This window comes from Ruegeria sp. CDSA033, assembly GCF_059612305.1.
This window is the reverse complement of record NZ_JBXWQI010000001.1, coordinates 143,497-167,515: the sequence shown is the minus strand read 5'-3', so window position 1 is coordinate 167,515 and position 24,019 is coordinate 143,497. Positions and strand designations below refer to the sequence as shown.

Here is a 24,019-nt window from a genome sequence, read left to right as displayed (position 1 = left end):
CTGGTGCTGGTCGCGACGAATACAGCCCTACCATTTTTGGCATTCCGCATTTTGCACCGCTGCGATGATGTTGCAGTACGAAAATCCTTGCCGCTTTGGATATCGGTTTCCAGCGCTGCGTCCACTGGCGGCTCGCAGCCGGCATTCTAAGTCAACGGATTTTGCCGGAATTGACTGATCGACGCAACGGTCACCGTTCTCAACGAACTGGGCAAACTCACCCATCCCAGCGTGCACAACCTTTTCGGCGCCAACGTGCGCGCTGTGTATATTGAGGGAGGGCACGCAAGTGGCGGCCGTGCGAAACAGTCGATGGCAGTGAGGTACTCTGAGCGCGGGTACCGCCAGGCGCGGCACCAGCCTGCACTGGAGGCAGGTCCCAAGGTAGAAAAATCAGTACCAAAACCCACCCAATACATTATAAGAAATGAATATGCTAAATTTACTATATTCGATTTGCGCGAAGACCTGGGGAGGATTCAATGCTTCGACTTACAACCTGTTTGATCTCTTTTCTGACACTACCAGCGCTTGTTTGGGCAGACGCGGTCCCCAGCAAAGAGGCTGCTGAGGGCACCTTTGCCGACCGCCCATATTCGCCCTACGCCAACCGATCGTTCCCCGAACGGCCGCTTTGGGGTGATACACACCTGCACACCGGTTTGTCGCTGGATGCGGGCGCATTCGGGAACACTTTGCTGCCCGACGAAGCATGGCGGTTTGCAAAGGGGGAACAGGTTATTTCGTCGACCGGCCAACCTGTCAGACTGGCACGACCCTTGGACTGGATGGTATTAACGGATCACACGGATCTCATGGGGTTTGCGCCTGACCTGCAGGCAGGAAAACCCGGTGTGTTGGCGGACCCGAAGGGTCTGGAATGGTACGAGGGATACAAAGCAGGCGGTGAAGATGCGGCCAAGGCGGCTTTTGACATCATCACCAACTTTTCGCAGATGACCCTGCCCGAGGTTTTGCTGGAATCCTACAGCCCCGGCGCGGATGCTTTTGCGTTCACATGGGAGCAGATCGTTCTGGCTGCCGAGCGTCATAACGACCCCGGCAACTTTACCGCATTCATCGGGTTCGAATGGACCTCGGTCCCAAAGGGGTTCAACCTGCACCGCAACGTCATGCTGCGCGACGGTCCAATTCGTGCACTGCAGGTCGTGCCACCTGTGACCCAACCCCCTTATGGCGACACGGACCCCAAGGCGCTGTACACGTGGCTTGAAGAATACGAAGCCAATACCGGTGGCCGCGCTGTTGCGTTTGCCCATAACGGAAACCTCTCCAACGGCTGGATGTTCCCGACCGAGGACACCTATCACGGCGGCAAGGTCGACGAAGAGTACGTGCAGAACCGCGCCAAGTGGGAGCCCCACTACGAAGTCACCCAGATCAAAGGCGACGGCGAAGCGCACCCATTCCTCAGCCCCAATGACCCGTTCGCGGATTATGAGAACTGGGATGTCGGAAACCTCGATATCACAGAGCTTAAAACCGATAACATGCTGGCCGGTGAGTACGCGCGCGAGGCACTGAAACGCGGTCTGGCGTTGGAGGAAAAATTCGGCGTTAACCCCTATAAGTTCGGCATGGGCGGGGCAACGGACAGCCATACATCGCTGGCCACAGCGGAAGAGGACAACTATTTCGGCAAATCCGTGAGCGCCGAACCCTCACCTACCCGCGTCCTGCATCCTTTTGTTGAAAGCGATCTGGGCGCATTCGAGGGGCACACGCTTGTCGCGTCCGGCTACACGGCGGTCTGGGCCACGGACAACACCCGGTCGGCCATTTTCGATGCGTTCAAACGGCGTGAGACCTATGCCACCACCGGTCCGCGGATCGGCTTGCGATTCTTTGGCGGCTGGGATTTTCAGGATGACGACTTGCTGACGCGGCTTGTTGCGGATGTGGGCTATACCAAGGGCGTCCCAATGGGCGGCGACCTGCGTCCCAGTGAAGGGGACGGAGCGCCTTCGTTCCTGATCGGCGCGCTGCGTGACCCGGTCGGGGCCAATCTGGACCGCGTTCAGGTGGTCAAAGGCTGGTTAGATGCCGATGGTGAATTGCAGGAAAAAGTGTTCAATGTTGCCTGGTCTGATGACCGCGCACTGGACGCAGATGGCAATCTGCCCGAGGTTGGCAATACCGTTGATCTGGAAACCGCAAGCTGGAGCAACACGATCGGTGCGTCCGAGTTGGTAACCATCTGGACCGACCCGGAATTTGATCCCGGCCAGCGAGCCTTCTACTACGTTCGCGTGCTGGAAATTCCGACACCGCGCTGGGTTTTGTACGACAAACTGCGGTTTGGTTTGGACCTGCCGGAAGAGGCGCAGCTGGTTCATCAAGAGCGCGCGTATTCGTCGCCAATCTGGTATACACCTAGCGAATAGCCGAACAATACACTAAAGACATTGCCGGGCGGTCAACCCCGCCCGGCAATATTGCGACACGACATTGAGAACCCGCATGCAAATTCTAAAACAGCCTTTATTTCACTTCATTTTGATCGGGGTTGCCATTTTCGGTTGGTTTGCATGGGTTTCCCCGCAACAGGACGTCGTTGAAGAAACCGACACGATCAAAGTCGATGGTAACGATGTCGCCCTTCTGAAAACACGCTTCCAAAGCAGCTGGAACCGCCCGCCGACGGAAGACGAGTTACAGGCCCTGATTGACGGCGCGATCCGCGAAGAAGTTCTTGTGCGCGAAGCGCGCAAGCTGGGTCTGGATCAAGGTGATCAGGTCATCCGTGCACGCCTGGCGCAGAAGATGGATTTTCTGACTGACGCAATCGCAGCTTCGATCGAACCCGAGCCCGAAGTGTTGCAGACCTTTCTGAACGAAAACCCGGAACGGTTCACCAAACCGGCACAGATCGCTTTTGATCAGATCTACTTGAACGAGAACGCTGATCTGGATGCCATCGAAAGCACGATCGAGGCTGCAAACACACAGCAGGACTGGAGCAGCATCGGATCGACAACTTTGCTTCCAAAGTCGATGCCTCTGACAGTAGTGCGCGCGGTGGACGCAAACTTTGGCACTGGCTTTTCGGCGGCCCTGAGATCGTTGGAGCCAGGCAACTGGTCCGGCCCAGTCCGATCCGCATATGGCATCCACGTCGTTCGCGTTACGGACAAACAAGACCCCATATTGCCAAAGCTGGAAGATATCCGCGATACCGTTTTGCTGGAATGGCGTCGCGAAGCCGGGTCGGATCTGGCACAGGCGCAATATGAAAGTCTGGCGTCGAATTACCAGGTCGAAACACCCGACAGGGACAAGGCGGTCGAATGAAGCGGCTCTTTTGCCTGTTATTCTCGGGCTGGCTGATGTTCGCCGCACAAGCGGGACATGCACATGCGCTTGACCCCGGCTATTTGGACCTGCGGCAATTGGCGAGCAACACCTGGCAAGTGCTATGGCGCAAGCCAGATGTGAATGGCCGCCCCATGGATATTGATGCCGTTTTGCCCGCTCAGTGTGCCCAACGCCGAGGCGTAGAACCACAGTCTGATGGCACCGCGTGGATTGCGACCTGGGTTGTCGAATGCGAGGACGATATCGCCGGATACACCATAACCATTGAAGGGCTGGAGCAACAACGAAACGACGTTCTGCTGCGCATCCAACCCATCTCGTCGGAACCATCCACTTTGCGGTTCACACCCGAGACGCCTGCTTTGATCATACCAGAACAGCCAACGACCTGGTCGGTTCTGAGCAGCTACTTCCGCCTTGGGTTCGAGCATATTCTGGAAGGTTGGGATCACCTTCTGTTTGTTTTTGCACTATTTGTGCTGGTGCGCGACCCATGGCGGTTGGTCGGGGCGGTTACCGCCTTTACCGTCGCGCATTCCATTACGCTGGCGCTTGCCACGCTGGGCGTGTTGAACGTGCCCGGCCCACCGGTCGAAGCCGTGATCGCCTTGTCAATCGTGTTCCTCGCTCTGGAAATCCTCAACCGAAAAGATGGTGAGCTGCGTCTGTCCGAACAATATCCCTGGATCGTCTGCTTTTGCTTCGGGCTGTTGCACGGGCTGGGATTTGCCGGCGCGCTGGCCGATATTGGAGTTCCAACCGAGGATATCTTTGCCGCACTGCTGGCCTTCAACATCGGGGTCGAGGCCGGTCAACTTTTGTTTATTGCCGTACTGTCGGCCCTGATCTTGGTGTGGCGCCTTACGCTGCCCGCAATTTCCCAAAGGGCTGGCGTAGTCGCCGTACCCGTCACAGGATATGCCATCGGCTGCGTGTCGATGTACTGGTTGGTTGAACGCGTCAGCGGGTTTTGATTGGAGCGACCGCTACTTCGCGGCCTCTTGCTGTTGCAGCAAACGCGCCTGAACCCGGTCCGTTTCCACCTGAGCCCAGCCTTCGTTGGTTAGTTTCTGGTGCTTGCGTGCCTCGATCAATACCTGCTGGGCGCCCTCGGGATCACCGGCTTTCAAATTCAGCTCGGCGATCAAAGTCAAAAGGAACGGTTTGTAGTTCCCAACTCCACTGTCCCACCAGGCCTCGGCCGCCTGAAGTACCGCACTGATGTTGTTAAAGGTCGGCACATCATAAGCAGTCGCCCAACTGCGCCTGGAAAATCGAAATTGCTGGTCCAGTTACCAGCGTGACCGACGAGGCTTGTCACCATCAAGGACGGCACCAAAGCTTTGGTCAAGTGCGCCGACAAAGGCGGGTCGACGCGCGCATTTGGCCGGAACCTACGCGACGGAAAGGTGGCAACCAAAGACGATACGCTCTTAACTCGGACGAAATCCGGAGACAAACGGGAGGGGGCCGGTACGACCGGTTCAGAAAGTCGATTGATCATCAAAGCGCTGAAAATCATCGCAGGCACGCTCATTCTGGGTGTCGTCGCAATTGTGGGCTATCTGCTGATCGCCCCGCCTGACCTCTTGAAGGTTGGGACGAACTATTCGGCCAAGATCGTCTGTTCCAACGTCTTCATTGCCGGGCGCGACGCGGAAGAAGTTCTGACCGTCGATGTTCAGGCCCCGGGGCATCCACTGCTCAAGCAGATCTCGATCGACGTGGACGCCGAAGCCCAAACCGTGACGGCACGGATTTTCCGGTTCTTTGCCCCCGCGACCTCGCAATATCGCGAGGGGCTTGGCTGCACCAATGTCCATGACGCGACGCTCAGCGACGCGACCCTGACCACGATTGAGCCTTTGCCCACTGAAATCTGGCCCGTCGGTAACGAAGTTCAACTGTCACAAGACCCTGAAATCGCACGTATCCTGGCGGATAGCACCCTTCTGGGCGAAGGATACCGCGCCGTGGTTGTCGTGAGGGGTGGGCGTATCGTTAGCGAGACCTATGCGGAGGGGTTTGACGAAAACACGCCTCTGCTTGGGTGGTCGATGACCAAGACAGTTACTGCGGGCTTGATCGGTACCCTGATCAAATCCGGCCAGATGTCGCTGGAGGATACGCTGACCGACAGTTATCCGGACTGGGCACAGGACGGACGCAAAAACATCACCCTTAAGGACATGCTGGCCATGTCCAGTGGCCTGCAATGGAATGAGGAATATGGCGACGTCTCGGACGTGACCAAGATGTTGTATCTTAATGATGACATGGCAGGTTTTGTCTCGGGCCGCCCGGCGGAAAGTGAGATTGGGGCGGATTTCAACTACTCTTCGGGGACAACTACAGCCCTGTCGCGCGTCTGGCAGGACAAACTGACCGATGGCAGTCTGACCTATCCACAAGAGGCGCTGTTCGAACCATTGGGCATGGCATCCGTCGTGCTCGAGACCGATGCGGCGGACACATTTGTCGGGTCCAGCTATATGTATGCCACTGCGCGCGACTGGGCGCGTTTTGGGCAACTGCTATTGCAGAAAGGCGAATGGAACGACCAACAAATCCTGCCCGATGGCTATACGGACTGGATGTTTGAGCCCGTTGCCGCATCTGACGGAATGTACGCCAAGGGTCATCTGTGGCTGGATTCTCCGGGTGGGTTACCACCCTATGAAGATGCCGTCTGGCTTCAGGGGCATGACGGGCAGTTTATCGGCGTGTTTCCATCCCAGGACATGGTCGTTGTACGGCTGGGTCTGACACCCTCCCGGCACGGATATTCCTCGTTGCCGCTGGCCGAGGCGCTCATCTCTGCCTTGCAGGATTGATAAGAAGCGCCCGCTGGTCGGGTCCTTTTTGCTAATCCAGAATTTGCGTTGCAATACTGGTGCTTGTCAGCTCATCTTCTACCAGGGCATAAATCTGATCCGGCGGCGTGTTCAGAGAATACAACATCAATGCAGGATCGACACCCATGTCGATCAGATGCTGCATCGTCTCGCCCTGCCCTTTCTGGATTCTTTCAACGGCAAAGACCACGGGGATCAGGCGCGGTTGGTCATAGTAATGCTGATGAAGTCCGACAATGCCTTGCAGTGACACGATACGCGCGACCCCACCGGCCAGAATATATGGACAGGCGGACATGCAGACCGCGCCGGGCAGTACGGCCGATGACAACCCGGCCTCGCGTATCTGCCCGCCGATCAACAAAGCTTCGGACACTTGGCCGCCCGGGCTGTGCAGCGCGATCAGGTCGGGTTGTTCTTGCATCTCGGACAAATAGTTATCGAACCGATCAGCATCACCTGTTTCAATTTGACCGCTCACCAGAAGGACCCGCCCCAGATCACCGGCTTGCTTTTCAGTAAATTCCAACCGCGTGGGAAAGCTCTGAGGCACCGGAACATCCAGCGGTTGGTCCTGCGGCACCAGCGACGGATCGGTGCGGTCGGTGCGGTACTCGCGCCGCTGATCCCCAGGTGAGATGGGGCCGGTCGGCAGTTCAACCCTTGGCGTGAACGGGTTGGAGACAACGTCGGCCACGTCGGACATGATCAGAATACCCGCGATCACCAGTTGGAACACCAGCACGTATCGCAGCCCCCTGCGCACATCAATTCGGGACAGGAAGCCCATCATGTTTCGTCTTTTTTCGGCGTGGCGCGATCCAGAATTGCGGCATCTGCGACGCCCATCGTTGCCTCGACATCTTTCATCGCATTCATGGCCGCGCGCAGGTCAGACAGCGTTAACGTGTCCTCAATGCTCATGCCGTCCTTACCGCTTCGGATGGCGGCCTGGGTGATCGCCAGCACGAACACAAGAACGGCGGGCAGCAGGTCGATTGCGATGGCTCCGGCCCAGGACGGCACAAAGTTGTGCGCGTACTTGATCACCGCATCTGCACTGGAAATGGGATTATAGGCCGTCTCAATTGGCGGCTCGATCTCCAGAACCTCTTCAGCAGCGGTCCGAAGGGTTTTGCCACGCTGATCAAGTGCGTTCAGGACCGAGTTGATGGTCGATGACTGGGCATCGCGCACCTCGGAACTGCGCCCATCAAGTTCGGGCAGGACGACCGACGACGGCAAATCCCCGGCAGCGCGCGCAACAAGCGGCGCCACGTTGTATTGGTTCAGACGCGAAATCACTCCGGCCAGCTTGACGCTTTCTTCGGAAAACTGAACCGACCGGCGATCAACCGGCCCCGGGGCAACGGTAAGCTCACGCATTCGGGCGAGGATCTCATTGCCCTGCTGGAACGCGTCTTCGATCAAAGGCTGCTGGTTGGCGATCTGCTCTTCAAGATTGCGCAGCTCTTCGGCCTTTTGGGTCAGCACGCGAAACACAGCCCCACGGCCCGCCGTGCCCGAAAGATCACCGGATTGCTCCAGCTCGGCCAGTTCTTCGAAGCTTTGGCGCGCGCGTTCGACCTCGCGCCCCAGTGCCTGACCGCTGAGTGCAATGTCATGCGCCTGCTCAAGTGCAGCCTGGTAGTCACGCACCGTGTTTTCCAAATGCTGTTCGACCGCAGCCGCGCCAGCCAGTGCAGCGGCGTTAAGCCAGCTGGACATGGCGATGATTGCAACAGATCCAACGATCGTCGAAATCGTCAGGCCAATGAACCCGCTAGCTGTGCGCATCGACGGCAGTAAGCGCAGCATATAGCTCCAGAACACAAAGATGCCGACGGAAACCGCGATCGAGTATGCGACCGCTGCGAAGAAGGTCACCGCGCCATTGTCTTCCAGCAATGATGAAACGCCAAGGTAAGTGTAAATACCTGAGGCTATGGCCAAAACACCCAAAGCGGCGGGCGTGAACGTGTCCAACCAGGCTAGATGCGCCTCAAGCTCTTTGGCCGTCCGCAGCCCCCTCGCCTCCTCTGCAGTCAGGCGGTCCCTTTTCTCTGTCATGTCAGCCCACGCTCCAAATCGTTAATCTTGGTTAATCACTAGATAATAACGCACGGGACCATTTGATATGGTCCCATGCGTAACTTCAAGTTGAGCGGGTTGGGGCGAAGTTTTTTTGATCGTTCCGGGATTACCCCGACGGGTTCAAAACACCGGCGAGCCCAGCATGACAGAACTGCAACAGGTTCCGGATTGCGCCCTCGGCGTCGCGTTTTTGGTCAGGGCCGGAAAGTGCCCCGATCCGCCATTCCGACGTGCACAACGCCAGCATGGATGACACCGAAAAAACCAGCGCCCCGGCAACGTTCGCCGGGTCGGCCTTGGGGTATTTTGTGCACAGCTTTTGAACGACCAGCGAGGCGACGGGATCAAAATGGGTTTTCGCCAGCGTATGCCAACGCGCATCAGCGGAAACTATCGCCACAATGCGCGCATAGGCCAGCCATTGGGGATCATTACTGAATGCGCGGGTCAACAACGGCCTCATGAAGGCTGACATCAGGTCCGCGGCATCCCAATCGCCGCACTCCTCCAATCGGCTGATGGTTTCACGGCGCTCTTGCGATAGTTCACTGGCGCGACGCGCAACGATGCGTTCAAAAAGCTCATCCTTTGGACCGCCGTGAAAGTTTACGTTGGCCTTCTGAACCTGCGCCCGTTCGGCGATGTCGCGAATCGAGGCACCGTCGAATCCCTGCGCGGCAAAGACCAGTTCCGCAGCGTCAAGAATACGTTCTCGTGCCGCAATGGATCGCTGCGATGGCGCCCTTTTTCTTTCTTTTACAGCGTGTTGTGCCATTTCAAAAACTAATTTGCCTTATTTCGAACGATCGTTCAAGATAAATAGTGTCGCAGGAGGAGAGACGGATGGAACAGGTGCAAGTCGGAGCGGGCCAGCCGGTCACGGTGAAGGCTCGCCCGGAAGAGTGTTTTGCTCTGATCGGAGCCGGGCCCATGGGTCTGGCAATGGCCAAGACACTTGTCGAGCAGGGAGTGCCATTTCAAGGATTTGAACTGGCTGACGATGTGGGTGGTCTGTGGAACATCGATGCCCCTCGGTCTACGATGTACGAGACCGCCCACCTCATATCGTCTAAGAAAATGACCGAATTCACCGACTTCCCTATGCAGGAAGAAACGGCGGAGTATCCATCACATCGCGAGCTCAAGACGTATTTCCACGACTTCGCAAACGCATTTGACCTGTACCGGCACTATCGCTTTGGTGCCGAGGTCCTGAGTACCACACCGCTGGACGCAGGCGGATGGGAAATGAAGTGGCGTGACAAGGCAGGCACTGAGCACTGCCAGATCTTTGCGGGTATCCTGATCGCCAACGGCACATTGTCCGAACCCAACCTACCCAAGTTTGAGGGAGAGTTTTCAGGCGAGCTGATCCACGCCTCGGACTATCGTTATCCGACGCAATTCACAGGCAAGCGGGTTCTGGTCATCGGGGCCGGAAACTCGGGCTGCGATATCGCGGTTGACGCCATTCACCACGGGCAATCCTGCGATATATCGATGCGCCGGGGGTACTATTTTGTACCCAAATACGTCTTCGGCGTTCCGGCCGACACGATGGGCGGCAAGATCAAACTGCCCATGTGGCTGAAACGAAAAGTCGACGGTGCAATCCTGAAATGGTTCGTGGGTGATCCACAGAAATATGGCTTTCCCAAACCGGATTACGCCCTGTACGAATCCCACCCCGTCGTCAACTCGCTGATCCTGTTCCACGCCGGGCATGGCGATTTGAAGGTGCGCCCTGACATTGAAAGATTTGACGGCAAGACCGTCCATTTCCGGGATGGCACCTGTGCTGAATACGACATGGTTCTGGCCGCGACCGGATATAAACTACACTACCCGTTCATCGATAAGTCGCACTTGAACTGGCAGGGCGACGCCCCGCACTTGTACCTGAACTGCATGCATCCAACCCGCGATGATCTGTTCATTCTGGGAATGATCGAGGCGTCGGGCCTAGGGTGGCAAGGGCGGCACGAACAGGCCGAGATGGTGGCGCGCTATATCGCGGGGCTAAGATCCGGAAACTCTGCCGCAAAGGCCATTCACTCGACCAAATCCCAAAAATTCGAACGTGCGACCGGCGGCATGAACTATATCGACCTGCCCCGGATGGCCTATTATGTCGACAAAGCGACCTACCGCGGTGAAGTGACCCGGCAGATCGCGGCGTTGAAAGCGGCCCAGTCATGAACGGGATCGACGATGTCGCGCTGAACTTCGATGCAGGCAACCTAAAGCTGCTGAACGTCATCCTTGCCGTCGTGATGTTCTCAATCGCGCTGGATCTTAGGATGGATGACTTTCGCCGGATCCTGCGCGGACCGAAACCGTTGCTTGTTGGGCTGGCATCCCAGTTTTTGGTTCTACCCGCACTCACCTTTCTGATGCTGCTGGTGGTCAATCCACTACCCTCAGTGGCAATGGGGCTGATCCTTGTAGCGGCCTGCCCGGGTGGGAACATCTCGAATTTCATGACCCATCGCGCAGGCGGAAACGTGGCGCTTTCGGTGTCGATGACCGCCTTTGCGACCGTCGGCGCGATCATCATCACGCCCGCTAATGTTGCGTTGTGGGGGAATCTTTACGCCCCAACACGAGAAATCCTGCAAAGGACAGAAATCGACCCGGTCGCAGTGGCCATTACGGTCGGCTTCATGCTGATCCTACCGCTGATCCTTGGCATGCTGGTCAATGCGCGTTTCACAGCCGTCGCCGATAAAATCCGCCGCCCGATGCAGTGGCTCTCGATGGCGATCTTCATCACATTCATCATGGTTGCGCTCGCCGCGAACTGGGGGATTTTCCAGCATTTTGCGACCGCAATCATCGGGATCGTCATCCTGCATAACGCGCTGGCTTTCATGGGCGGGTATCTGACCGCGACTGCCGCCAACCTGTCGGAGCGCGACCGCCGGTCTGTCACAATCGAAACGGGGATACAAAATTCGGGCCTTGGCCTCATCCTGATTTTCGCCTTTTTCGGAGGGCTTGGTGGCATGGCAGTGGCCGCCGCACTTTGGGGCATCTGGCACGCGATCTCGGGGCTGGCTCTGGCTGCCTTCTTCGCAAGACGAGAGGTGCCCGAATGCGCCACATCCTGATCACCGGAGCCGCTGGTGCGGTGGGCACTGCCCTGCTGCATCGGTTGGGCGGTCGTGCCGACATCACGATCACCGCAACCGACATTCGAGAGCCCGCCAACTTGCCGACAAATGCACGGTTCGTACGGATGGATGTCACCGGCAACGCGCCTCTCAACGTCATTCTGGCTGAAGACCCGGACACCATTGTTCATCTGGCATCCATCGTGACCCCCGGTCCGAGTTCGACCCGAGACCATGAATATCAGGTTGATGTCGAAGGTACCCGAAATGTGCTGAATGCGGCGATTGCCGCCGGGGTCAAGCGTCTGGTGGTTACCTCTTCGGGGGCCGCTTATGGGTATCACGCCGACAACCCGGTTCCTTTGCGCGAAACGGATGCGATACGAGGCAATCAGGAGTTTGCCTATTCCTGGCACAAGCGGCTGGTCGAAGAGATGCTGGCCGAAGCCAGACAAACCACACCCGATCTCGAACAGGTTGTTCTGCGCGTGGGCACAGTACTGGGGCCCAAGGTCGAAAACCAGATAACGGCGCTGTTTCACAAACCCCGCCTGCTGGGCTTGAAAGGCTCCGACAGCCCTTTTGTGTTCATTTGGAACGAAGACTTGGCCGATATACTGGTTCGTGCGGCCACGGAGGGGCCTGCCGGCGTTTTCAACGTTGCGGGTGACGGCGCGCTGACCATCTCACAGATCGCGTCAAAAATGGGCAAATCGGTGCGTTGGTTGCCCCCTGCGGTGGTCAAAATTGCTCTGTCGATTGCCCGCCCGCTGGGTCTATCGCGCTACGGGCCAGAACAAGTTGGTTTCCTTCTGTACCGTCCCGTGTTGAACAATGCCGCGCTGAAAGGCGAATTCGGCTATCACCCCAAATTCACAAGTGCCGAGGCGTTCAATCGCTGGTGGGAGGCTGCCCAATGAAACCAACCGCTGTCATTACCGGAGGTGCCGGTGGTTTGGGCCGCGCGTTGTCCGCAGCGCTGCGGGCCGACGGCTGGCACACGGCGTTGATCGATTTACCGGGTCCAGAGCTTGCCGCGCTTGCCAATCAGGATGACGTCAGCACCTATGCCTGTGATCTGACCGACGCTGATCAATGCAAATTCACCTGTACCCGGATCATTGCGGCAAGAGACTCCATAGATCTGGTTATCTACAATGCGGGCGTCTCGCAGATATCTGCGTTTTCTGACAGCGGTATGACCTCGCACAGAAACCTGTTCGAAATCAACTACTTCGCTGCAGTTACTTGCGCTCAGAATTTTCTGGATGCGATCAGGCAGGCCAAGGGTACGCATCTTGCAATCTCTTCCGTCGCGGGTTTTGCACCCCTCATCCATCGAACTGCCTATGCAGCCAGCAAACACGCGATGGAGGGGTTCTTTAAGTCCCTTCGCGCCGAAGAATCCGCCCACGGGGTTAGCGTTTCCATCGCCGCGCCATCCTTTGTTGCGACCAATATCGGGCGACCCGAAACTGCTGACGCTGGGTTCGTTCGCCCCGGCTCAGCCTCAGATGGTATCGACTATATGGAGCCGGAAGCAGCAGCGCAGGTGATTTTGCAAGGTTATCGGCGACGTAAAGACTACATCCCTGTCGGACGGATCGCACGGATCGCCAATTTGGTGAACCGTCTGGCGCCAAAGTTCTACGTCCGGCAGATGATGCGCACAGTCGGCAAACGACCAATGCCCTGACCTGTCAACTGACCGAAGCCTCTAACACTGATTTTAGCTTTTGTGCATCAATCGGCTTATGCAGCAAAGGGTAGCCTGCCGTTTTGCAAGAGGTCGCCAATTCGGTCGAACGATCAGCGGAAATGATGCAACCGGGCAGTTGCCCGAATTCGCGCGCCAGTTCGGCAATGGCATCGGTCCCGGTCTTGCCGCCGTCCAGTTGAAAATCGGCGACAATGACATCCGGTAATATCCCGATCTCGTGCAGCAGGTTTGCCGCCTCATCTTTGCTGGCCGCTTCCAATACCTGAACGCCCCAGTTTTCCATCGTCATGCCCAGCGCGCCGCGCAGGTTGTCATCGTTTTCAATCAGCAAGGCAACCGTCCTGTGCAGCACGTCCGAGCGCGGCGGTATCGACGGCTCACCACTATTCAGCGTATCGCGTGCCTGGCCAGCTGATGGAACCGTGATTGAGAAAACGGTTCCGCGCCCCAGTTCGGACTGCAAACGTATCGGATGTTTCAACAACCCGCAGGCGCGTTCCACAATGGCAAGGCCCAAACCCATCCCTTCGGCTGCACTGGCGTCTGAATGAATACGTTTAAACTCTTGAAAAACAACATCTCTCTGGTCAGGCGCGATCCCAATTCCTGTATCCCAAACCTGGATCGAAACGGTCTTCCCCAGTCGTCTTACACCAACCAGAACCCTGCCCGTTTCCGTGTACCGGATCGCATTTGACAGCAGGTTTTGCAGAATGCGCCGCAGGTAACTGGCATCACTTCTGACAACCGCATCGGTACCCACAAATCGCAATCCAAGCCCTTTTGCTTGCGCCATAGGCCTAAAGGCGTCCTCCATCTGGGAAAAAAGCTCTCCGACCGGGACTGAGGATAAGTGAACCGATGCCCGCCCGGAATCCAGTTTCGAAATATCCAGCAGCGCCTCAAGAATGTGTTCGACACTGTTAAGAGCACTCTCTGCTTTCACCGCGACCGCGCGGGCATCGGCCTTTTCCAATCCACTGCCCAATGTCGAGACGTAGAGTTTTGCAGCCGACAGAGGTTGCAGCAGATCATGGCTGGCCGCCGCGACAAAGCGCGATTTTGATGCGTTCGCGCGTTCTGCTTCGTTCAGCGCGTCCGCAAGCTCCATTGTCCGCGATGCAACGCGCTGTTCCAACAGCTCCTTGGCCTCGACCAGGGCTTGCGCGGATTTTCTTTCTGCCGTCACATCGGTGAAGGAAATCACGAAACCCCGATCCGGCATTTCCTGCGCGAAAACTGACAATATCTTGGCACGACCGCTGTGCATCTGGAATTGCAACGGCGGTCGCTCGGTCGAGCGATTGACCCAGGCTAGCAGGTCAGCGTCGCTCACGCCGCCCTCAAAACTGATGGTCGCGCTTAACCGGTGAAACAACGTCTGGAACGGTGCCCCCATCTGAAATTGCGCATTGGGAATGGCCAGCAACTCGCTGGCGCGGTTGTTCCATCCGACCAGACGCAGCTTGCTGTCAAAGATACAGACCCCCTGATCGATATGTTCCAGTGTCGCGCGGATCAGGCGTGCTTTGTCATCGAGGATGCGGTCCCTTTCCTGCCGCTCGACCCGCATAATGTCTGTTACATCCGTTTGTAAGATAACGGTGCCGCCATCCGGTGTCCGATGTTCCGACACCTGCATCCAGCGGTTGCCGCTAAGGCGGATGTTAAAGACGACGTGATCTTCAGCATGGCGCGCCATGCGCCGCTGCACCCAGTCTTTTGGGGAAACTACTCCAGGCAGGGACAGGAACCTGGACTGGCTGACCAACCCGACATAATCGGTGAACCGCAGCCCCGGTGTCAGCTTGGTTTGGATGTCAGGCATATGCAGGCCAAAGCGGCTATTGCACAGGACCATTTCTTCATCCCGGTTGAACAGCGCAAACCCTTCCTGCACCGCCTCGATCGCATTGGCGAGGTTTGCGCGGGCGGCTTCGGTTTCCTGATTGGCCTGCGCCAGGCGCGCGTTCGAGTCGTTGAGCAAGTCCAACGCCCGTTCAAGGTCATCCGTCCGCGCGCGCACTTCTTGCTCCAACATGGCAGCCCGCTGAAACTGAGCGTAAGCCGCGCCCGAAGCGTTTGTGGATTCCTCGACCCGCCGCATCAGGGCCGCTACAATTTTCAGCAGCTTTTCATTTTGCCGATCAAGCGGATCATTGGGGTCGGTCAGGGATTCAATCATCGCCTACCCGTCTTCCGGAGGGTAAATTGCGACGCCGGTCAGCGTCTGGTTCACATGGATCGAGTTGAATTGCTCGCCATAGGTCGAAAACCCTACGACATGGTTCTCAGCAAGCAGGCGCGAAATCTCGCCGGTCTTTTGCTTTTCCTGTGCTTCCAGCCGGCGCAGGATGCAATCGCAGCCCAGGATCGTGTCCGGACGGGTGGTCTGTGTCAGCGCAGCGATTTCTTCCTCGAGATGCGAAACCATGTCCCGAGGTTCGGCCAGCGTCAGCACCAGCCCCTCATCAATCGCGGAAAAGAACACAAGGTCACCATTGCCCGCGACGCGCTGGATGGCCCGTACATGATGCTGGCCGCCGATCTGCACAACCAGCGGGTGGGCTGCAAAGGTAAAGGTCGTCAGCTGTTCAGGGTCTTTTCCAAGTAGACGGGCATATTCGCGCGCGGCTGGCTCGGCGTTGATTTCCTGCACGATGCGGTTTGCCGGATCGGCCTTGGTGACAACCATACGCCGCGCCGTTGGCACCAGGTGATCCGTCTTGAACACTTTGATCGGGCAGCGCGTGCGAACCTGCGTCAGGATCGCCGCGTTCTGCATAGCCTGACCGTCCATCAACACATAGGTCGCGCCGAAACGGGTTCCGTCCCCTGCGGACCCGCCGAACAAGGGCACCGGCCCCAGTCCAACGGCGAGTTCCGACGTCAGCGCATCCTCTTTCGTCGACAGCCCGTCGATCATCAAAAAGGAAAACTCGTGTTTCCAATCCGGTGCGGACGCTGCCATTTCGTTACGGTTGCGGATCATCTGGTCGATGATGTCCTGCGCCGAGAAATTCCCAAGGTCGGGCACCAACAGGGTGCGCACCTCGAAATGCGAAGACGGTAACCCGATGGCGACAATCTGATCTTCGCCATAGCCGCAATCAGCAAGCTCGCCCGCTGTGGTGCATCCGATCACAGGCGTCGGCGCAAAAGCATCGACTGCCTCGGAAATAACCGCCGCCGCATCCGCGCCGGAGCTCACGAACAGAATAACCAAGGACAAAAGATCATCGCCCAAGGATCCGGCGAGCTTTTCAATCGCCTGATCCGTGTCGCGATGTACAAAGCCCGTTTTGACGATACCTGGCGCACGGGCAGCAGCTGTCGCCCACCCGACTGCTTGGTTCATCCTGCCCTCCTCCCTGAAGCGCAACGTTTTCATATGATATGGCGCGAGGGCTTATTCTTGCAAGACGCTGGAAAGAGAAGCCTTCTTGGCAAGCAGCACGGCCTGCGTACGACTTTGCACGCCGAGTTTACGCATGATTGCAGTTACATGCGCCTTGACTGTGGTCTCGGCAATGGACAGATCAAACGCAATCTGCTTGTTCAGTTTACCCTCACAGATAAGCTGCAGAATGCGCGATTGCTGATTGGTCAATGTGGCAAGCCGATTGGCGGCGTCGCTGTGTTCGGAATCCGCATCGTCGTCAATCAGTGCAAAACCGTCTGGCACGAAGACGTCCCCGGAATGAACTGTCTCGAAAGCTGTACGAAACACGTCACGCTGGCTGTGTTTGGGGATATAGCCTGAGGCACCCGCACGGATCACCTGACTGATCACACGGTTCTCTGAAATCGACGACACCACGATGACCGGTGCATCGGTGGCTGCTTTGACGCGCACCAAACCTTCAAGCCCGTCCACATCCGGCAGATTGAGGTCCAGTATAACTGCATCTGGTCGCAACCCACCGGCAATCAGAGCAATCGCGTTTTCCAATCGATCTGCGGTGTGGATTTCACCGATACGAGTGACACTTTGCAGCGTCATCGACAAAGCATCACAAAACAATGGATGGTCATCGACGATCAGGACCTTGTCAAAATCAATCTGTCCGGCGGTTTTTGCAAACATGAAACTTGGCCTTCGCAATCTGGTTGTCCCAACCCTAGCAACCGGCGGGTGCCGCGCCTACTGGCGAAACGTCGTATAGCCGGAACCCATGTTTGGCTATGCCTCGGGGCTTTGGGGCAAAATCGATTGACGTAAGATCGCTGTCACTCTGGCTCCGATCTGGGGAGCTTCACTTTCTCTGGGGCCAGCGATGTTCAAAACCGCATTGGGTCTCGCCATGACCCATTGCTTTACTTGGCGCGCGCACACCTCAAGCCCCTGCCCTAGGTCAACGATCAGGTAAGGTTTTCCGATCTCTTGCGCGAAATCGATGGTCAACTGCGTTCCCGGACTGGTCGATCCATCCACAAAAACCAGCAAAGCGTCGCAGGACAAAACGTTCAGCTTTGTGCGTTCGGCGACATCCGCGGACTGTGTTTCATTCAGACCAGAGAAGCGATCCGAAATGCGGCCCGCCTCGTTCAAGCGGCCTTTCGGAACCCACCCGCCATAGGGAATGCCGTTTTCCAAAGCGAACTGAAAAGCCGCCAGATCAACGCCCGTTTGTCCGCCGGTTATGACTTTCACCAGACGCTCCTTTCCCTAAATCGGAGTCTTGCTAGCCCAACAGACCGATTTCATGCCCGTCAATGATAATCGCCAGATCCCAGTATTTTCTGATTTCTTCCTCGGCGGCCTGGGCTGCAGCAGCCTCTTCGGGAACGCGTTCGACCCGAAACCCGAACCGTTCAAGCCCGCAATAGTCCACTCGGCTGAGAATGACGGGAAAAACCTCCCGCTCCATCGCGGCGGCGGCCAACAGCCTTGCGATACGATATGGCGTTTCTGGTGGTTCATGCACCCGCACGCCGATATGCACCGGGCCGCCGGGCTCCCGGTCCCACAGCATGAGCGAGGGGGCCAGCCGCATATTCGGAAAGATAACCTTGCCAAGCGGCTTGGTGTCACGATCCTCATTGATCAGATCGTCCAGCGGCTCGGGTCGATTTGGCGACGCTCTGCTGAGGATTTCGAACCATAGATCACTGGTCATATCCGCGCCCCCAATTCGGTTAGCAATTCGGCGGCCTTGACTGCCCCCGTCTTGGGCAGCTCAAAACCATTCAATGCGGATCGGTAAAATTCGGCTCCGTCGTGATCCAGCCAATCTGCCACTGTGCGCTCGAGCGTCATGAATTCGCGTTCGGTGATGGCGGCGCACAAGTCACGGTCGGCCATAGCTGTGGCGCGCCGTTCCTGATCGTCCAGATAGGGTGCTGACTGCGGAATAAATATCGCCGGGATGCGATGGTACAGCATCTCAAGGACCGAGTTGTACCCGGCTGCAGATATGACCACGTCCGCGGCAAGGCTAAGCTTGGTCGCTTCCAGTGTCTGAACCACGTGGGTGTTTTTCCAACCGAATGTGGCAGGCTGAACCGTGCTTCCGGGCCACGTTACAACCAGGTGCAGGCAATCATCGCGCGCCTCAAGCATGCCCGAGATCGCCTGCAATTGCGCAGACCTGTCCGAGGCAACGCCGCCGCCCAGCATGCTGACAACCAGTTGCTTGAAGTCGCGCCCGAACCGCTCCGCCAGCCGGGCCTTGAGCTGTTCTTTTTCCGCGGCGGATTGTTCCACCTGACGCACGATTGGCCCGACATAATGGACATGGTCACCATAGCTGTAGGCGTCGTTCAGCTCGTCAAATGCCTCGGAAGGCACGATGACACGGTCAAACACGCTTTCGCGGCGCAGCATGGTCTGCCTTGACCGGCCTTCGGGCCACAACCCGCGCCGGATCCAAGCCGCCGACAACTTGCGTTCACGGATCACCCGGTAGACCGAGTCAAACACGTAGCCGCCGTCAAAAACCAGCGTGTCGTTTTCTTGTAGCACCGCACCAAGACGCCGATACGTCAGCACGTCATTGCCATCTGAATTGGTCTTTGTATCGGTGCGCTGAACCAGAGGGATACAGTCGATACCCTCACGGCGAACAAGCGGGACGCAGCTGGGAAAGGCCGCGAACATTTTTGTCATGGAGTCCGGCATTTCCCGGGCAATGATGCTACACCGCTGCGCGTGGCCCAACCCCACCCCGTTTGTCGGAAAAAACAGGGTTTTAGGCTTTTCCTGTTCTGCCTGACGCTGTTTCGGCTTCAGACCTGCAGCCGTTTCCAGACGAGAAATATCAACTGTGTGCAACCATTGCGATTTCGAGGCCTGTTCGACAATTTGCGGCACGTTCCCGATCACATTGCCGATCAGATAGCCATCCAATGCGAAAGGAGTCTTGGGGCCCAGCAATGCAGGTGCGCCCGAGGACATCAGAACCTCATCGTCGGTACAATCAATGGCGACGCCGCCAGTTGCAATCAGCTCAACCGCAAAAGCGGCCATACGAACTCCGGCAATTCCATTGCCGAACATCGCCAGAATATCCGTCGAAATCGCCAAAGTCAGCGGCGATAGTCCGGTATACAGGTAGGTCGGCAAATCGTGAAACGGCGACGCCTTGATCGCTTCATTCTGTGCGCCGCTGACAATTAGTTTCAGGTTATAGCCACTCTGGCTGCTCATCCGGGAGAAACAAGACAGCGCCTCGGGGTTGTCCAGCTCCATCGAACCCAACACAAGGGTCACGTTCGGCACCACCCGTTTGGACCGCCGCGAAACGGGCCGAACATCCGCCACCAAAGGACTTGAGGTCGATGGCAAAACCGGGCGCGGTTGAAAATCTGTCAGGTCGATCACCTGGGCTTCTCGCCCAAGCGCATAGGCCAACCGGGCCTTGGCCGCGATATAGCTTTGCTGGGTCATAAAGCGACCCGTCGCAACAACCGGGACACTCGGGTCGAGCTGTTTGTTACGCAACGACGCAAGAAGAAAATCGTCGATCTCTTCGGCACCCAGTACGAATACGGTCTGCGCCTTGTTCTCGCCCGGGTCGACAAGGAACTTGGCTGCCTCGTAAATCCTGCCACGCCCTGCATCCTCGGGCAGATAATCGGCATCAATGCACACATTGAAGCCACGTGCGGCAAGCTGCTCGGCAAAGATCAACTGCGTGTCAAACGACCGCAATGAGCGTGTGCCCACTTCGACATAGATCATTTGCTCACCCCGCTGTCGGCGGACAAAACCCCCGACAGCATCGCCTTGAATTTCTCTGCAGAGTAGTTCTGCAGCGCCGATTGCGATCTGGCCACCTGATCATGATATATCTGCGGTTGGGCGATCAGGTCGGCAATGATTGTGTCCACCTGAGATGGCTGGCAAGTCAAGACGGCATTTCCGAACGTGGCACCAGTATCGGGGTTGGTAAGAACAACCTTACCCGCGGCAACCGCCTCGGCCACAACGCGACCAAAACTTTCCTGCCATGTCGGTGCCGTAAAATATACAAAAAAGTCAATCATTCCAAAGAACTCTTGCACAGTTATGGCATCAAAGGGAAGCAAGGTCCAATGCGCGCGAAGAACACGGGCATTCAACAAAGCATCCGCCCCAAGAATTACATTGCACTGCGAATGGCTTGGAAAACAGCTGTTCAAATCAGCAATAACGGGGAACTTCTCGAATCCGGGCCGTGAATGACGCCCGCGGCGGTCCTGTGGTGTTTCACACGGGGCGCTCATCTCGGTCTCGCAAATGTTGAACCAGTCAGAGCCCAAGACGTCCCACTGCCGCGCCACGCGAGAGGTTGCCAACCAGTCGACTACGCCGCTTCGATTAAACGGCGATATCGGCGCAAGTGTTTTCCTGAGCGAAATTGTCGAGGCCTCGATCTGACTTAGACAGCTTGAAACATCAAACCCCTCTGCCCCGCCCGGACGCAGAAAATTCTCATGCGTGATCACGTACAGCTCGCGCGCAATGATCCTTGTGCCAAGCGTGTCCTGAAATTTCAAAAAAGACGGGTTGTGTAAAAATACGAAGTCCGCGCTGATCCGGGGTGCATCCCAAATGATCGGAATGTTCAAATCGTCCAGTACCTGCCGCAAAACCGGTGAAACGTGTTGGTTGGTGCCAAACGTCCTGGACGTGATCGCGTGCACGACCACCTGCCCGCATTCGGCGGCCACCGGTAATTCGGCCGCCACAGCCGCAGAAGTCCCGCCAGAGAACCGCGGCTCGATGACATAGGCGATCGTTGGTGTGTTTGATCGCCCGAAGGCAAGCATTTCTGACATCCGACTCAGTGTTGCCGCGAGGCATCGAATGCCTCGTTAGCCGCACGGTTCTCGCTGCTGGCCGGTGCACTGGTGGCATAGCTGAAATCCAGATTGCCAACAGATGCGACCTCGTGAAAGCTCCGTAGCTCCAGCGACAGTTCATCATCGCCGCTCAATAGCTCAGGGTTTTTGTCGAGGTAGGAATACAGTGCCTGAATGTCATTGGTGGACAGCATTTGGTCGATGGCCAGAAGATGCTCAAGCGTAATTTCGGCACGCGCGTTTTGGGTCGTCGATAAAAATAGCAGAGCAGTTACGATGCCGATAAGTCGTCTATCCGTCATTTTGGATACCTCGTCGGAAACAATTAACAGTACAAAAACTTGAATCAGTCCTTTTCAGTATAGCTTAAAAATACAGTCATTGGGTCGTCGCTTTCTTAAGTTTGCTCAGGACCTGGCTTTTCAGTTGGTTGACGCGGTTAGGGGCCTGGGTTCTGGTCGTGCTGCGTGTGTTGGTTCGCTTGACCCTGGCGACGCCAGAGCCTTTTCCTGCCAACCATAACTCTACGATTCCACTAGGAGTTTTGGCGTTGGACCCTGTGAAATCCCGCAGCAATGCACCGGAGTCTCTGGCAAGGGCGGCTGCTCTTTCCTCGTCCTGCTTGTGATAGAAGCGAACGTTTGACTGGGTAATCTTAAACCCCACGCGCGCTTGCCCGTTAAGCGCATGTCCGGTCGAAGTCAGGTTGGTAACTACAGAATCCACAACGCTCTGCGGAACGTTGGTCGGCGCATAGATCCGGAAGGCCACGGACATATTTGCCGGGGCGGGCTCTGGTTCCGGAGACGTGATTGCATCATTCAGCAGAGCCGGTGTCAGAGGCAAGACCGGCGATTCCAACGGGCTTGGTGTCGCCGAAAGGACTGGTGCACGTAAAGCTAATGATGTCTCGTAAGCGGCCGGTGTCATCAATGGGGCCGGCGCGTCGAGTGGCTTTGGCGCGATTGGCAGTGCTGCCAATTCGACAGGCTCGGGCTGGGGTTCGTATGGCAACGGTTGCGCAATCTCGGCAGCAAGGCTTGTCCCCTCTGGCCGCACGGCAATGTCCGAACCAGTTGCTTCGCTTGTCAGGAGACCCTGTTCCGGCTGATAACCACTCTTGGGCTCGGTCAAGAGGACATCCAAAGATACTTGCGTTACGGTATAGTCCAGTACACCGGGCTGGATCGGAACTACAGGCGGACGCATTGTTGTTGGGGTTGCAGCTACGTTTACGCCTTTTAAAAACTCTTCGGGTTTTGCCACAGTCACAGTTGTTTCAAGCAAAGCGACAGAAGTGCTGAAAATTTCGGGCGTGGATTGAAGCCGGACAAAACCAAGATTCAACTCTTCCCGAGGTCGATAGCTTAGCAGAGTTATCGGCAGTGGTGGCTGGACAAGGGTCGGAACGAAAGACCGAACACTTGGTGCCAAGCGCGACAATTCTGGTTTGGTACTGCCCGATTGCTCGGACGAATCTGTTAAGGGTAGCGACAACGACGCCAAATCCTGTGACGCGGCTGTGTCCCCGTCAGGCAAAATTGATTCAGATGATATATCGGACACGGTTGCAGAAGTTACAGCCAGGTCCGCCGCACCACTTGTAACGTCGGACGGCGGCACCGAGCGTTCGGCGAGTTCCGCGTCTTGTTGCATGATCGCGCCAGTTGCCGCGGTCTCTTGGCTCACCAAACCTGCATTTTCGGTTGGACCGGGGGCGTTCAACCCAGACAAAATCCAGAAAACCGAAGACGACGCAACAACACCGATGCCGCATCCTGCCGCGACCAGTCCCAACCGCATCTTGAGGCGCTTACGAGTCTGGTCGTCTGTCTTTTCCAGTAAGGTGCTGCGCAAACGATCCGTAAACCCATCCTCGGGTAACTTTGGGACTGGTATCGGATCGACTATACCCCCCGGTATGTTGCCAGGATGGATGCCCTGCACTGACCCGCCATTGGGTGGCACAGCGCTTGCTTCAGCTTGTTTATCGCGTGTGACGTTTCCTGTCGCGCAATTGTCATAATTGACGGTTTGGCTGTCAGCCCGCCCCGCAGTCGCTTTTTGAACCGACTCATCAGATTGGCGAGAATTCGGTGCCTGAGGTGGCTTACTAGCGGTTTCAGGCCGCCCCGCCGCTTTGTTTAAAGCGTCTCTCAATCGATCACCATCGGTTGACCGCATGCTTTTATTGGGGCCAGTATCAGACGATTGCGAAGTAGCACCCTCTGCCTTTCGGGCCGCGAGGTTAACTGCCCTTTGTTTCCGAGCTTTTTCAAGCATCTCCTGCCATTCAGGAGATTGCACAAAGTCATAGACACCCGACACTTTGTTAGCGTCTTTTTTGGCAACTTCAGGGCGAGCTTTTGGATCGCTGGCCTTTGTCATCAATACCCCCGAACTGGTCGCCGGAACACGCTCTTCGCTGTCGCAACTCGGGCAAACCAAATGCACTCGTGAACATTAAAAAATTCAAAAAAATGTACGAAGCAGTATAAAAAATTGACCGCTGGAAGACAAGTAATCCGATGTTCGTCGTGCAACTATTGCCGTTTTCGCAAGGGTAGAATGCGCCGTCGTTCGCCCCTTCTGCGCCTTGGCGCCGTCTGCGTCGG

The 24,019-nt window shown here is 56.8% G+C and carries 21 protein-coding genes; 8 read left to right on the top strand and 13 right to left on the bottom strand.

Annotation, left to right across the window (positions count from 1 at the left end; translation table 11 throughout):
- The first annotated feature begins 482 nt into the window (after window positions 1-482).
- The 3 genes from AC2FLA_RS00860 to AC2FLA_RS00850 all read left to right on the top strand — a co-directional run bounded on the left by AC2FLA_RS00860 (window position 483) and on the right by AC2FLA_RS00850 (window position 4,310).
- Window positions 483-2,405, top strand: a complete 1,923-nt coding sequence (locus tag AC2FLA_RS00860; protein WP_496719779.1) for a DUF3604 domain-containing protein — start codon at window positions 483-485, stop codon at window positions 2,403-2,405.
- A gap of 76 nt (window positions 2,406-2,481) precedes the next feature.
- Complete coding sequence (locus AC2FLA_RS00855) at window positions 2,482-3,312, top strand: peptidyl-prolyl cis-trans isomerase (protein ID WP_496719777.1); 831 nt, start codon at window positions 2,482-2,484, stop codon at window positions 3,310-3,312.
- The gene (locus AC2FLA_RS00850) at window positions 3,309-4,310 is read left to right on the top strand and encodes a HupE/UreJ family protein (protein WP_496719775.1); all 1,002 of its coding nucleotides are present in this window, start codon (window positions 3,309-3,311) and stop codon (window positions 4,308-4,310) included. Before AC2FLA_RS00855 ends, AC2FLA_RS00850 begins: the two co-directional genes overlap by 4 nt.
- Before the next feature lie 12 nt (window positions 4,311-4,322).
- Here the strand turns inward: AC2FLA_RS00850 and AC2FLA_RS00845 are convergent, their stop codons facing one another.
- On the bottom strand, window positions 4,323-4,577 hold the full coding sequence (locus tag AC2FLA_RS00845) for a hypothetical protein (RefSeq protein WP_496719773.1): 255 nt from the start codon (window positions 4,575-4,577) through the stop codon (window positions 4,323-4,325).
- 168 nt (window positions 4,578-4,745) lie between these two features.
- Here AC2FLA_RS00845 and AC2FLA_RS00840 point away from each other — a divergent pair, with 168 nt between their 5' ends.
- Window positions 4,746-6,170, top strand: coding sequence for a serine hydrolase domain-containing protein (locus AC2FLA_RS00840; protein ID WP_496719771.1), 1,425 nt, complete (start codon window positions 4,746-4,748; stop codon window positions 6,168-6,170).
- A gap of 31 nt (window positions 6,171-6,201) precedes the next feature.
- Here AC2FLA_RS00840 and AC2FLA_RS00835 read toward each other — a convergent pair whose 3' ends face one another.
- From AC2FLA_RS00835 to AC2FLA_RS00825, 3 genes are all read right to left on the bottom strand, one after another.
- On the bottom strand, window positions 6,202-6,984 hold the full coding sequence (locus AC2FLA_RS00835; protein WP_496719769.1) for a COG3904 family protein: 783 nt from the start codon (window positions 6,982-6,984) through the stop codon (window positions 6,202-6,204).
- Complete coding sequence (locus AC2FLA_RS00830) at window positions 6,981-8,261, bottom strand: hypothetical protein (RefSeq protein ID WP_058277346.1); 1,281 nt, start codon at window positions 8,259-8,261, stop codon at window positions 6,981-6,983. Before AC2FLA_RS00830 ends, AC2FLA_RS00835 begins: the two co-directional genes overlap by 4 nt.
- Window positions 8,262-8,391: 130 nt before the next feature.
- On the bottom strand, window positions 8,392-9,060 hold the full coding sequence (locus AC2FLA_RS00825; RefSeq protein ID WP_496719767.1) for a TetR/AcrR family transcriptional regulator: 669 nt from the start codon (window positions 9,058-9,060) through the stop codon (window positions 8,392-8,394).
- A 68-nt stretch (window positions 9,061-9,128) separates the two neighbouring features.
- On the opposite strand from AC2FLA_RS00825, the gene AC2FLA_RS00820 reads away from it, so the two are divergent.
- Genes AC2FLA_RS00820 through AC2FLA_RS00805 form a run of 4 tightly spaced genes read left to right on the top strand, consistent with a single transcriptional unit; the run spans window position 9,129 to window position 13,094 of the window.
- Window positions 9,129-10,484 carry a flavin-containing monooxygenase gene (locus tag AC2FLA_RS00820; RefSeq protein WP_496719765.1) on the top strand — a complete coding sequence of 452 codons (1,356 nt, stop codon included), beginning with the start codon at window positions 9,129-9,131 and terminating at the stop codon, window positions 10,482-10,484.
- Window positions 10,481-11,395 carry a bile acid:sodium symporter family protein gene (locus AC2FLA_RS00815; protein ID WP_472723438.1) on the top strand — a complete coding sequence of 305 codons (915 nt, stop codon included), beginning with the start codon at window positions 10,481-10,483 and terminating at the stop codon, window positions 11,393-11,395. The genes AC2FLA_RS00820 and AC2FLA_RS00815 overlap by 4 nt, the downstream gene beginning before the upstream one ends.
- Window positions 11,380-12,318, top strand: coding sequence for an SDR family oxidoreductase (locus AC2FLA_RS00810; protein ID WP_496719763.1), 939 nt, complete (start codon window positions 11,380-11,382; stop codon window positions 12,316-12,318). The genes AC2FLA_RS00815 and AC2FLA_RS00810 overlap by 16 nt, the downstream gene beginning before the upstream one ends.
- Complete coding sequence (locus tag AC2FLA_RS00805; RefSeq protein WP_496719761.1) at window positions 12,315-13,094, top strand: SDR family NAD(P)-dependent oxidoreductase; 780 nt, start codon at window positions 12,315-12,317, stop codon at window positions 13,092-13,094. Before AC2FLA_RS00810 ends, AC2FLA_RS00805 begins: the two co-directional genes overlap by 4 nt.
- A gap of 4 nt (window positions 13,095-13,098) precedes the next feature.
- Here the strand turns inward: AC2FLA_RS00805 and AC2FLA_RS00800 are convergent, their stop codons facing one another.
- The 9 genes from AC2FLA_RS00800 to AC2FLA_RS00760 form a co-directional block, all read right to left on the bottom strand.
- Window positions 13,099-15,303, bottom strand: a complete 2,205-nt coding sequence (locus AC2FLA_RS00800; protein ID WP_496719759.1) for a PAS-domain containing protein — start codon at window positions 15,301-15,303, stop codon at window positions 13,099-13,101.
- A 3-nt stretch (window positions 15,304-15,306) separates the two neighbouring features.
- Complete coding sequence (locus AC2FLA_RS00795; RefSeq protein ID WP_496719758.1) at window positions 15,307-16,476, bottom strand: FIST N-terminal domain-containing protein; 1,170 nt, start codon at window positions 16,474-16,476, stop codon at window positions 15,307-15,309.
- A gap of 51 nt (window positions 16,477-16,527) precedes the next feature.
- The gene (locus AC2FLA_RS00790; protein WP_496719756.1) at window positions 16,528-17,205 is read right to left on the bottom strand and encodes a response regulator; all 678 of its coding nucleotides are present in this window, start codon (window positions 17,203-17,205) and stop codon (window positions 16,528-16,530) included.
- A 96-nt stretch (window positions 17,206-17,301) separates the two neighbouring features.
- On the bottom strand, window positions 17,302-17,772 hold the full coding sequence (locus tag AC2FLA_RS00785; RefSeq protein ID WP_496719754.1) for a putative molybdenum carrier protein: 471 nt from the start codon (window positions 17,770-17,772) through the stop codon (window positions 17,302-17,304).
- A 31-nt stretch (window positions 17,773-17,803) separates the two neighbouring features.
- Window positions 17,804-18,238, bottom strand: coding sequence for a hypothetical protein (locus AC2FLA_RS00780; protein WP_058277356.1), 435 nt, complete (start codon window positions 18,236-18,238; stop codon window positions 17,804-17,806).
- Complete coding sequence (locus AC2FLA_RS00775; protein WP_496719752.1) at window positions 18,235-20,301, bottom strand: glycosyltransferase; 2,067 nt, start codon at window positions 20,299-20,301, stop codon at window positions 18,235-18,237. The genes AC2FLA_RS00780 and AC2FLA_RS00775 overlap by 4 nt, the downstream gene beginning before the upstream one ends.
- Entirely contained in the window at window positions 20,298-21,380 is a 1,083-nt protein-coding gene (locus tag AC2FLA_RS00770; RefSeq protein WP_496719750.1) for a glycosyltransferase, read from the bottom strand. Before AC2FLA_RS00770 ends, AC2FLA_RS00775 begins: the two co-directional genes overlap by 4 nt.
- A gap of 5 nt (window positions 21,381-21,385) precedes the next feature.
- Window positions 21,386-21,706 carry a hypothetical protein gene (locus tag AC2FLA_RS00765; RefSeq protein WP_496719748.1) on the bottom strand — a complete coding sequence of 107 codons (321 nt, stop codon included), beginning with the start codon at window positions 21,704-21,706 and terminating at the stop codon, window positions 21,386-21,388.
- A gap of 76 nt (window positions 21,707-21,782) precedes the next feature.
- The gene (locus AC2FLA_RS00760) at window positions 21,783-23,792 is read right to left on the bottom strand and encodes a hypothetical protein (RefSeq protein ID WP_496719747.1); all 2,010 of its coding nucleotides are present in this window, start codon (window positions 23,790-23,792) and stop codon (window positions 21,783-21,785) included.
- Between the last annotated feature and the right edge of the window lie 227 nt (window positions 23,793-24,019).